Raw genomic sequence first — 10,846 nt, forward strand, 5'->3', positions numbered from 1 at the left:
GTGGGAGCGTCGTGCGGGGCTGCTTTGTTTCCCCCCCCCCCACCCCCCACCCCCCCCCCCCCCCCCCCCCCCCCCCCCCCCCCCTCCGGGCAGTGGGAGGTCAGCCGGTCTGCAGGGCCGCGTCGTCGAGGACGAAGCTGGTCTGGAGGCTGGCGTCCTCGGTGGCGGTGAAGGTCAGGGTGATCTGCTGCCCGACGTAGCGGCTCAGGTCCAGGGTGCGCTGGGTGTAGCCGTTGGACGCGTCGGCGTTGGACAGGGTCGTCAGGGTGGTGCCGCCCACCTTGACCTTGAACGTGTCGTAGGCGGTGCTCCCGGTCTCGTCGGTACCGATGTGCAGCCAGTAGGTCAGCGTCGCCCGGCTGCATCCGGCGGGCACGGTCACCGGCTGGCTGAGGGTGTCGGCGGCGGAGTAGCCGTAGCCGCCGAGCCAGGCGGACCTGGTGCCGCTGTGGGCGGGCTGGCCCGAGTGCGCGCCGATCGCGCCGGTGTCGCCCGTCCAGGGGGTGGTGCCGTTCTCGAATCCCCCGTTGCCGAGCAGCTGCTGACTGGTGCAGCTGCCGGTCGGTTTGACCGTCAGGGCGAAGGTCGTGGAGTGCGTGACGGATCCGGTGCCGTTGACCGTGAGGGAGTAGGTGCCGGGGGCCGCGGTCGCCGAGGTGGCGACGGTCATGGCGGAGCTGTCGCCGGAGGTCACCGAGGCGGGGCTGAAGGAGACGGTCACGCCCGCCGGGGCGCCCGACGCCGACAGCTGCACCGTCTGGGCGGAGCCCCTGGTGGTCGCCGTCGAGATGGTGCTGGTGACCGACGCTCCCGGGTCGACGCTGCCGGAGGACGGGGCGGCGGCCAGGGAGAAGTCGTTCGACGGGGTGGTGTCGGAGACGGCGAGCTTCCACAGGGTGTAGGCGATGCCGTCCGCGCTGCGGTTCAGTCCGGTGCCGTTGATGTTGCCGGTGGTGTCACAGGACTGGTGGTAGCAGGGGTCGTAGGAGCGGTTGGCGGTGCCGCCCCACTTGGTGGCCTGGGCGGAGGTCTTCCTCGCGCCGGCGCCCATCGCGTATCCGGAGGTCGGGATGCCGGCCTGCTCGAAGGAGTAGTCGTCGGAGCGGCCGGCGCCCTCGGTGTTCTCCTCCGGCTGGAGGCCGAGGGAGTCCCAGTACGCCTTCATCGGCGCGGCGGCGGCGGAGTTGATGTGGTTGATGAAGTAGCCGCCGTTGGTCGAGGCGACCATGTCGAAGTTGTAGTAGGCCTTGATCTTTGAACGCTCGGCGCTGGAGAGGGAGTTGACGTAGAAGTCGGAGCCGTTGAGGCCCTGCTCCTCGTCCGTCCACCAGCCGAAGCGGACGCGGGCGGCCATGGCGGGGTTCTGCTCGGCGAGGGTGAGTGCCGTCTCCAGGAGGGCGCTCGAACCGGAGCCGTTGTCGTTGATGCCCGGTCCGGCGCCGACGCTGTCGAGGTGCGAGCCGAACATGTACACCGTGCCGGTGTCGCCCTTGGGCCATTCGGCGATCAGGTTGGGGCCGGCCCCGCCGGCGCAGCCGGAGGTGCAGGGCTGCTCGGTGACGGTGTAGCCGGCGGCCTGGAGTTTGTTCTTGGCGTAGGCGACGGAGTCCCGGTAGCCCTGTCCGCTGGACTTGCGGTTGCCGCCGTTGCGGGTCGCGATGTTGTTCAGCTCGGTGAGGTGCGCCTGGACCTTGGCCACGTCGATGTCGGGGGCGGCCTGGGCCGGGGCGGTGGCGGGCCGGGGGCTCTGCGGGGTGGCGGCGGCCGTGGGGGCCGCGGCGAGGACGGCTGCTGCGAGGGTGGCGGCGAGGGATATGCCGGCCACCGAGAGTCTTCGTAACACCATGGCTCCTTGAGGGGGTAGCGCGTTCTGCCGACGGGGGATCTGGTGGGACGCCGGGTCGGGGCAGCGTGGTGTCGTCGTCCGGCCGGTTTCCGACGAGTGGGGGCATTGCACGGCAGGAGGACGGCATGTCGAGGACGGCATGTCCATGACCCGGGCGGCCGTACTGTCACATCAGGACGGGCCCGGCGTCAACGGATGTTCCTGCGCAGGGCGTTGATTGTCGGAAAATGGCAGGCGCCGCCCGATATCCGGGCACTCGCCGACGGCTACGGCGGGTCCGGCCTGGTACGCCCCCGCACCGACGGTGCGCGTCGATCCGGAGCGCCTGCCGTGGGTGTCAGACGTCAACCACGTCGACGGGCACGCCCAGGCGGCGCAGTTCGGTCAGCTCGCCGGGCGGCGTGGCGTGATCGGTGACGACCCGGTCGTAGCGGCTGATGTCGCCGTAGGCGTGCGTGGCGGTCTTGCCGAACTTGGTGTGGTCCACCAGGAGCAGCGAGCGCTGTGCGCAGTCCAGCATGGCTTCCTTGATCTCCGCGTATTCGCGTACCGGGTGGAAGAGCCGGCCGCCGAGGACGGACACGGCCGACATCACCGCGAGGTCGGCGCGGAGACGGCCCAGGGAGCGCAACACGTCGGGGCCGACGCAGGAGCCGAACTCCCCGCGGTAGCGGCCGCCGAGGAGGGTGACGTCGGCGCCCGGCGTCTCGTCGAACAGCCGGGCCACGCCGAGGGAGTTGGTGACCACGGCGACCGCTTCGGTGCGGGCGATCCGGGCCGCGAGCGGGAAGACCGTGGTCGAGTCGTCCAGGACGACGGTGCTGCCCGGGCAGATCTCGTCGGCGACGGCGGCGCAGAGCGCCTCCTTCACGGGACGGTTCACGGCGATACGGAAGCGGGTCGCGGTCTCCATGGTGAGGGTCGGGAACGGCACGGCCCGGCCGCGTTCCTTGCGCAGCAGCCGGCGTTCGGCGAGCTGGTCCAGATCGCGGTGCATGGTGGCGAGGCTGACCCCGAAGTGCCGTGCCAGAGCGTCGATGCGCACCTCTCCGCGCTCGACGACATGGGCCAGTACGTCCTGCCGTCGCCGGTCGACCTCGGCCAGCGACGACCGTGCGGAAGCCATCGGGGCCGCCCCTTTCCGGTCGGGCAGCGGCGGCGCGGCCTACCGCTGCGGATAGATGACGGCCTTGACGGCGGTCTCGTCGTGGGTGGCGACGGTCAGTGCGCTCTCAGCCTGGGCAAGACCGTAACCGTGCGAGACCAGGGAGTCGAGCCGGACCGCCCCCGACTCCACCAGCGCCGTCGCGGTGGGCCAGGTGTGTGCGTAGCGGAAGGTGCCGGTCAGTTCCAGTTCGTGGTTCTGCACTCGACTCAGGGGCAGCGGGACCTCGTCCCCGCCCATCCCGACGAGGACGACGCGTCCGGCCCGGGCCACGGTGCGGATCGCCTCGCCGCTCACCGCGGGGACGCCGGAGCACTCCAGCAGGACGGTGGGGACGTACTCCGCTTCGCGCAGCGGTGTGCGGGAGACGTCGAGGGCGGTGGCGCCGGCGGCCCGGGCGAGTGCGAGGCGGTGCGGGAGGACGTCGGTGACGAGCACGTCCCGTGCGCCGAAGGCCCGTGCCGTCTGGGCGGCGACCAGTCCGATGGGCCCCGCACCGGTGATCAGGACGCGGTCGCCGGGGGCGACGCGGCCCTTGCGGCAGGCCCAGACCGCCACCGAGAGCGGCTCCAGCAGGGCGGCCTCCTCGATGGTCAGGGCCTCGGGGACCTCATGGGCGAAGTCCTGCCGCACGGCGAGGTATTCACAAAAGGCGCCGTCGACCGGCGGGGTGGCGAGAAAACGCATGTCGGGGCAGAGGTTGTAGCGGCCCGGACGGCATTCGCCGCAGCTGCCGCAAGGGGTGCCGGGCTCGATGGAGACGCGCCGGCCGATCCGGCGGGCGTCGACTCCCGGGCCGCAGGCGACCACCGTGCCGGCCGCTTCGTGCCCCAGGACGAGTGGCTCCCGTACGACGAAGTCGCCGATGCGTCCGTGCCGGTAGTAGTGCACGTCCGAGCCGCAGGTGCCGACCGCCTCGACACGGATCAGCACCTCGCCCGGACCGGGGGCGGGAACGGGGCGCTCCTCGATGCCGAGGCGCTCGGGTCCGTGCAGTACGGCGGCACGCATGGTGGCGGGAATCGTGGGGGTGACGGTCATGGCGGGCTCACGGCTCCCTGGGGCTGGGGCGGGGGAGGGCGGGGACAGCACGGTATGCGTTCTGCTAGCAAGATACCCTTGATTTTGCACAAAATACGAGAAGAGGTGTCGCCGGTTCGCCGCGCTTCACCACATCACCGAGCCGCCCTCCCGCACCCCGCCACGTCCCCGCCGGCCGTATCCCCTCCCCCAAGTCGCCGTCTGCCATTGCCGTGCCCGGCGGAAGACGCCGGGAGACTTCATCATGAGTACGGAGGAGCACGTGGAGTGACCTCCCGCTCACGAAAGGGGTCCCCATGCACCCTCGCCGCCTCGTCACGGCCGTCCTTCTGGCGCTCGCGATCGCCGTTCCCGCGGCCGCTCCCGCTCCGGCACGCTCCTCATCGGCCGGCCCGCCCCCGGACGCGCCGGCCGCTCCCGCCCGGCCCGCCGGCCACACCGAGGTGCCCGTCCGGAGCGGCTCGGCCGTCGTGCGCATGCCCGCCGCCCTGCTCGCCGCGCTCGCGGCCGACGGCGTGGCGATCGCCGAGGTCGGCCCCGGCGGCGAGGTCGGGCCGCACGATTTCGGCCACGCCGACGGCGGTATGCGGCTGCACGTCAAGGACGGCGCGGTCACCAACAGCGGCGGCACGGTCGGCGGCGAGCTGCACTTCGCCGACTCCGGTATGACGCTGGTGAACGGCAGAACCAACCAGACCGTCAAGGTCACCGGCTTCGAAGCCGACCTCTCCCAAGGCACCTTCCGGGCCCGCATCACCGACGGCGGGCACGGCGGCACCACGCTCACCCTGGGCACCTTCGCCCGGCCCGGCATCCGCTCGTCCCTCGATACCCGGACCGCGGTCCTGCGCCTGGACGCCGCCCTCGCGACCACGGCGGGCGCCGCCGCCCACCTCAACGCGGCCCTCGGCACCAGCCGCTTCACCCACGGCGGACCACTCCTCCAGGCCCACGTCGTCGTCTCACTCGACCCGTCCGTGGACCTCGCCACGGCCCTCAACTTGGGCCGGGGAGGGCCTCTCCCGTAGGGCCTCTCCCGTAGGGCCGGTCCGAGGGTCAGGTCCCAGGGGTCGCCGTCAACGGGGGCTGGCGAGGTCCTGTGTCCACCACGGTCCGCCGGTGCCGAAGCGGATGCCGACGCCGACGTCCGTCAGGTCGCACTGCAGGATGTTGCGGCGATGGCCGGGGCTGTCCATCCAGGCGCTCATGACGGCGGAGGGCGTCGCCCGGCCGACGGAGATGTTCTCGCCGTACGAGGACCATGCGTAGCCGGCCCGGGTGATCCGCTCCCCCGCGTCGGTGCCGTCGGGGTTGGTGTGGTCGAAGAAGTGACGGGTGGCCATGTCGTCCGAGTGGCGCTGCGCGGCTCGCTGCAGCACGGCGTTCCACCGTACGGGCGGACACCCGTGCCCGGTGCGCTCCACGTTCACCAGCCGTACGACCTGGCTCACGTACTCGGACGGGTCCTGCTCTGCCGGATCGCGGTCGGCCAGGGCGTCAACGGACGTGGGCCGCGCGGGATGCGCCGGAGTGAGGCGGGCGGCGTCCACGGTCCGCGGCGGCGGGGCCTCGGTGGCCGTCGCCACATCGAGTCCCGCGGCGCCCAGGGCCACACCCACAGCGGTGGCGATCGCGGCCCGCGCGGTGCGGCGCTCGGGACGGCGTCGGCGCTTGTGGTGCTTTCCGGGCATGGCGAACCTCCAATCTGCCCCTCTGTGCGAAGGGCTGGCACGGAGCGGCCGGGGCGGCCTGCCCACGGGGGGACTCGGGTGCGGTGGGCGGGTGATGCCTTGCCAGGGACGGTGTCGTCCATGCCCTGGGGAAGGAGTCCGCCGGGGCATTACCGGGCGCGCGGGCGTCCTGCGCCCGCCCTGCCCGGTCCCGTCGCGCCCTGTCGCGCCCCCGTCTCCGCCCCTCCTCCCCCTCCCACCCACCTGCGCCCGCTCCGGCCGGCAACCGGCCCTCAGCGCGGCGCGGTTGCGGTCTCCTCCGGCAGCAGGGTTTCCAGTCCCGCCGGCAGCGGCCGGGTGTGGATCACACCCAGCCGTTGTGTCGCCCGGGTGAGCGCGACGTACAGGTCGCTGGTCCCGAACTCCTCCGGTGCCGCCACGATCACCGTGTCGAACTCCAGGCCCTTGGCCTGCCTCGGGTCGAGCAGCACCACCGGGCTGGTCAGGTCCGGCGAGGGGCCCGCGGAGGCGGCCGGGAGGGCGGTGCGCAGCGCCGCATGATGCGGGCGCGGGGCGATCACCGCGAGGCGGCCGGACGCGTCGGGGGTCTCGCGCCGGACGGCCTCGGCCACCGCGCCCGCCAGGTCGTCGGTACGGTGCGCCCACGGCGGTCGGCCCGCGGAGCGGATCGACCGCGGCGGTGCGAAGTCCGGGTCGACGGCCCGGGGAACCCGTGCGGCGAGCTCCATGATCTCGGTCGGTGTCCGGTAGTTGACGCCGAGTCTGACGTGCTGCCGGCGCTCGCCGACGTACGGCGCGAGGATCGCCTCCCAGGTCCCGCAGCCGCCTGGCTCCGCGGTCTGCGCCGGGTCACCGACCAGGGTCATCGAGCGGGTGGGGCAGCGGCGCATCAGCAGCCGCCACGCCATCGCGGACAGTTCCTGCGCCTCGTCCACGATGATGTGGCCGAAGGCCCAGGTGCGGTCGGCGGCAGCGCGTTCGGCGGCGCTGCGGTGGTCGGTCTCCTCCTGCCGGTCGGCGAGGCGTTCCGCGTCGATCAGGTCGTGCGCGGCCAGCACCTCCGAGTCCTCGTCGTCGCGGTCCTCGAACTCCTGGGTGCGGGAGCCGTAGGAGAGTTCCAGCACGCCCTGCGCGTAGGCGATCCGCTCCTGTCGCTCGGCCTCGGCCGCGGCACGGGCCGCCGAGTCGTCCTCGCCGAGGAGTTCGGCGGCCTCGTCCAGCAGGGGAACGTCGGCGGGGGTCCAGTCGCCGTCGCCGACCGCGCGGCGGATCGCCCGGGCGTCCGCATCGGGGAGGTGGACGGGGTCGGCAAGGAAGTCGCCGACCAGCTGCTGCGGCGTGAGGGAAGGCCACAACTCCTCGATGGCACGGTGCACTTCGGGGTTGACGGCGACGGCCTTGCCGAGCTGGGCGACGTCGTCGGGGCCGAGCAGGTTCGGGCCGCCGTAGGGGTCCGCGCCGATCCGGTCGACCAACTGGGCGGTGAGCGCGTCGATGACGCGGAAGGCGACGTGGGGGCGGGCAAGGTTGTGCGGCAGCCCGGTCTCCCGTGCCTGGCGCCTTGCCTCGTACGCGATGTCCGCGTCCAGCCGCAGTTCGCCGTCGTCGTGCTCGATCACGAGCGCGGGGTCGGGCAGGGACTGCCGGTCGCGTACGAAGCGGGCCAGCGCGTCGGCCATCGTCGCGCTGCCCTTGACCTCGGCCGCCCTGGCGGTGTCGGTTCCGGTCGCGCGAACGCCGGGAAAGAGCTCTCCGAGGGTGGCGAGCAGGACCCCGGTCTCGCCGAGCGCGGGCAGCACCTCCTCGATGTAGCTGAGGAACGCCGGGTTGGGCCCGACGATCAGCACGGCGCGGCGGGCGAGCAGCTCTCGGTGCGCGTAGAGCAGATATGCCGCGCGGTGCAGCGCGACGACCGTCTTGCCCGTGCCGGGGCCGCCCTCCACGACGAGCACGCCGTGGTGCGGGGCGCGGATGATGCGGTCCTGCTCGGCCTGGATGGTCTGCACGATGTCGTGCATCCGTCCGGTGCGCGCCGCGTCCAGCGCGGCCAGCAGCACGGCGTCCGCGTCGGTGCCCTCGTGCCCGGTGCGTTCGGTGTCGGTCAGGTCCAGGATCTCGTCGTGCAGGGCGGTGACCCGCCGGCCCTCGGTCGTGATGTGCCGTCTGCGGCGCAGCCCCATCGGGGTGTGGCCGGTGGCGAGGTAGAACGGGCGGGCGACCTCGGCCCGCCAGTCGATGACGAGCTGGGTGCGGTCGGTGTCGTCGCGCCGGATTCCGATCCGGCCGATGTGGTGGTCGCTGCCGTCGCGAAACGCCAACCGGCCGAAGCACAGGCCGTTCTCCCCGGCTTCGAAAGCGGCCAGCAGTCCGGCCTGCTCGGCCACCATGACATCGCGCTCCAGCCGCGCCTGGGCGTTGTTCCCCTCCCGCGGCAGGGTTGCCCGCACCGCCGCCGCGGCGCCGTCCCGCATTTCGGCGAGTCGCTCATGGAGCAGATCGGTGAATTCCTGCTCGCGCCGCAATTCCTCGTTTGACAATTGAACTCCGCTCGGATATAGTTCGGAATGAAGATTGGGAATGTGTCTTCAATTGAGCTTCGATTGAGTCAAGACACAGAAGCCCTCAATATACGCAGAGAAATACCCCGGCCGTCAATTCGGTCCGGGGTATTTCTCTATTGTGCGGCCCGTGCAGCGGCGGACCGTCCGAGGCGGCGCTCGGCGCGCCTTGGGAGCAGCTGGAACCGCTGCTCCGGCGGAACTCAGAAGGGCTTGGTCGGCAGGTACTTGCCGTCCAGCGTGATCACCGCGCGCTCGCCGCCTTCGGGATCGGCGACCTTCTTCACGTCCAGTGTGAAGTTGATCGCGCTGATGATGCCGTCACCGAACTGCTCGTGGACCAGCGCCTTGAGGGTGGTGCCGTAGACCTGGAGCATCTCGTGGAAGCGGTAGATGGTCGGGTCGGTGGGGGCGCCGCCGGGGAGGGAACCGCGGGTGGGGATGGTCTGCAGCAGCAGCGCCGCGTCGCCGTCCAGGCCCAGGAGTTCGGCCACCGCCCGGGCGGCGGGCTCCGGGAGGGCGTGCTGGCCGAGGACGGCGGCGGTGACGAAGGCGACGGACAGGCCGGCGGCGTCGGCGATCTGCTGCCAGGACAGGTCCTTGCGCAGCTTGGCCTCGACGGCTTCGGCGGCCAGGGCCTGGCGGACGGCGGGGTCGAACTGAGCGTGCTTCATGAGAGAGGTGTCCTTTCGGTTCGGGGTTACGGAAGGGCGCCGTTCGCCCGTGATGCGGCGGAACGGCGGGTGCGAGAGGGCCGGTGGGTCGGCTCAGCCCGCGGGGGCGGGCGCACGGCCGGCGGCGTCGACTTCTTCGACGGTGCCGGTGGGAATGTCGTAGACCCAGCCGCTGAGGGTGAGCGTGTGCCGCGCCAGGGCGCGGGCGACCGACGGGTGGGTGGCGAGGTTCGCCAGTTGGGCCCGCACGTTCTCGCGCACGAGGGTGCTCACCTCCGCTTCGGCGGCCGAGGCCGAGGCGCGTGCGTGGGCCGCGTCCGCGTGGCGCAGCCAGTCGGCGACCGCCGGGGTCGCGGTCAGGTCGTGGCGCTCGGCGAGGGCGGTCATCGCACCGCAGGCGGAGTGCCCGCACACCACGATGGCGCGTACGCCCAGGACCGCGACGGCGTACTCGATGCCGGCCGCGACGCCGTCCGGGCCGGGTGTGTGGGCGGGGACGAGGTTGCCGGCGGTGCGGATGACGAACAGCTCGCCCGGCTCGCTCTGGGTGATCAGCTCCGGAACCACGCGGGCGTCGGAGCAGCCGATGAACAGCGTCGTCGGCCGGTGGGTGGTCGCCAGGTGCGCGAACAGTTCCGCCCTGGCCGGGTGGACGTCCCGCTGGAATCGCGCGACGCCCTCGGTGAGGTCCTGCACGGATGAATCCCTTCGGTGACTGTCGGCCCGCTGCGGGCTGACCTCATTCACCCTGCACGAACTGGACCTATAGCGTCCAAGACGCAATATCCATGACTTCCATTGATGCCATCTATGGGTGTCCTATAGTGGGCGTATGGCCGCCCTGGAACTGCGTCATCTGCGCTATCTGCTCGCCGTCGCCGAGCACGGCAGCTTCACCCGCGCGGCCGAGGACCTGCACATCTCCCAGCCCACGCTGTCCCAGCAGGTCAAGCAGCTGGAGCGCACGGTGGGCGTGCAGCTGCTGGACCGCACGGGGCGCACCGTGCGGCTCACCGACGCCGGCGAGATCTACGTCCACCACGCCCAGCGGGCCCTACGGGACCTGGCGGCCGCCGAGCGCGCCGTGCTGGACGTGGCCGACCTGTCCCGTGGCCACCTGCGGCTGGCGGCCACGCCGACCTTCACCGCCTACCTCATCGGGCCCCTGGTCGCCGAACTCCACACCCACCACCCCGGGATCACCCTGGACGTCACGGAGATGACGCAGGACCGCATCGCCTCCCGGCTGCTGGCCGACGAACTCGACCTCGGTATCGCCTTCCACGGCACCCATCCGCCCGGCATCACCGCGACCCCGCTGTTCACCGAGACGCTCGGCCTGGTCGTCGGCGGTCGCCCGCCCGCCGCCGACCGGGCGGAGCCGCTGTCGCCGGGCGACCTCGGCGAGTATCAACTGGCCCTGCTCAGCGGCGACTTCGCCACCCGCGGCCATATCGACGCCTACTTCGCCGCCCATGGTGTGCGGCCGCGGATCGCCGTCGAGTCGAACTCCATCCAGGCGCTGACCGAGATCGTCCAGCGCACTTCCCTGGCCACGGTCCTGCCCGACGCCGTCACCCACGACCACCCGCGCCTCTCCCCGCTCCGCCTCTCCCCCGCCCTTCCGGCCCGCACCGTCAGCCTTCTGCGCCGTGAGAACGCCTACCGGAGCGCCGCCGCCCGGGCGTTCACGCGGCTCACCCGGGAAGTCGTGCACTCCCGTGGCTACGCGCCCGTCTGAGCGGAACCCCCGGCGGGCACACGGGGCCCGCATCGCCGTCGGGAGAGCAAACGCCGGCGGGGGGGGGGGGGGGGGGGGGGGGGGGGGGGGGGTCGCTTCAGGGCTGTCGCCTCTCCCTCTCACACCTGTT

At 72.3% G+C, this 10,846-nt stretch carries 9 protein-coding genes; 2 read left to right on the forward strand and 7 right to left on the reverse strand.

Annotated features, from left to right (window positions below; all coding sequences use genetic code 11):
- Window positions 1-100: 100 nt before the first annotated feature.
- From ACZ5XZ_RS19560 to ACZ5XZ_RS19570, 3 genes are all read right to left on the reverse strand, one after another.
- Window positions 101-1,825 carry a M28 family peptidase gene (locus ACZ5XZ_RS19560; protein ID WP_468979838.1) on the reverse strand — a complete coding sequence of 575 codons (1,725 nt, stop codon included), beginning with the start codon at window positions 1,823-1,825 and terminating at the stop codon, window positions 101-103.
- 358 nt (window positions 1,826-2,183) lie between these two features.
- Window positions 2,184-2,972 (reverse strand): DeoR/GlpR family DNA-binding transcription regulator, encoded by a 789-nt coding sequence (locus ACZ5XZ_RS19565; protein ID WP_468979577.1) that lies wholly within the window; start codon window positions 2,970-2,972, stop codon window positions 2,184-2,186.
- Window positions 2,973-3,011: 39 nt separating this feature from the next.
- The gene (locus ACZ5XZ_RS19570) at window positions 3,012-4,052 is read right to left on the reverse strand and encodes an NAD(P)-dependent alcohol dehydrogenase (protein ID WP_468979579.1); all 1,041 of its coding nucleotides are present in this window, start codon (window positions 4,050-4,052) and stop codon (window positions 3,012-3,014) included.
- Between the two features lie 296 nt (window positions 4,053-4,348).
- On the opposite strand from ACZ5XZ_RS19570, the gene ACZ5XZ_RS19575 reads away from it, so the two are divergent.
- Window positions 4,349-5,080, forward strand: a complete 732-nt coding sequence (locus ACZ5XZ_RS19575; protein WP_468979581.1) for a hypothetical protein — start codon at window positions 4,349-4,351, stop codon at window positions 5,078-5,080.
- Between the two features lie 48 nt (window positions 5,081-5,128).
- Here the strand turns inward: ACZ5XZ_RS19575 and ACZ5XZ_RS19580 are convergent, their stop codons facing one another.
- The 4 genes from ACZ5XZ_RS19580 to ACZ5XZ_RS19595 form a co-directional block, all read right to left on the reverse strand.
- Complete coding sequence (locus tag ACZ5XZ_RS19580; protein ID WP_468979582.1) at window positions 5,129-5,743, reverse strand: CAP domain-containing protein; 615 nt, start codon at window positions 5,741-5,743, stop codon at window positions 5,129-5,131.
- Window positions 5,744-6,015: 272 nt separating this feature from the next.
- Complete coding sequence (locus ACZ5XZ_RS19585) at window positions 6,016-8,265, reverse strand: HelD family protein (protein WP_468979840.1); 2,250 nt, start codon at window positions 8,263-8,265, stop codon at window positions 6,016-6,018.
- A 239-nt stretch (window positions 8,266-8,504) separates the two neighbouring features.
- Window positions 8,505-8,975: a cyanase gene (gene cynS, locus ACZ5XZ_RS19590; RefSeq protein WP_468979584.1), complete on the reverse strand. Its 471-nt coding sequence runs from the start codon at window positions 8,973-8,975 to the stop codon at window positions 8,505-8,507.
- 93 nt (window positions 8,976-9,068) lie between these two features.
- Complete coding sequence (locus tag ACZ5XZ_RS19595) at window positions 9,069-9,671, reverse strand: carbonic anhydrase (protein WP_468979586.1); 603 nt, start codon at window positions 9,669-9,671, stop codon at window positions 9,069-9,071.
- A 136-nt stretch (window positions 9,672-9,807) separates the two neighbouring features.
- Between ACZ5XZ_RS19595 and cynR the strand changes: the two genes are divergently transcribed.
- Window positions 9,808-10,716 (forward strand): transcriptional regulator CynR, encoded by a 909-nt coding sequence (cynR, locus tag ACZ5XZ_RS19600; protein ID WP_468979587.1) that lies wholly within the window; start codon window positions 9,808-9,810, stop codon window positions 10,714-10,716.
- Window positions 10,717-10,846 lie beyond the last annotated feature (130 nt).

It is taken from the genome of Streptomyces sp. NPDC033270, assembly GCF_055576575.1.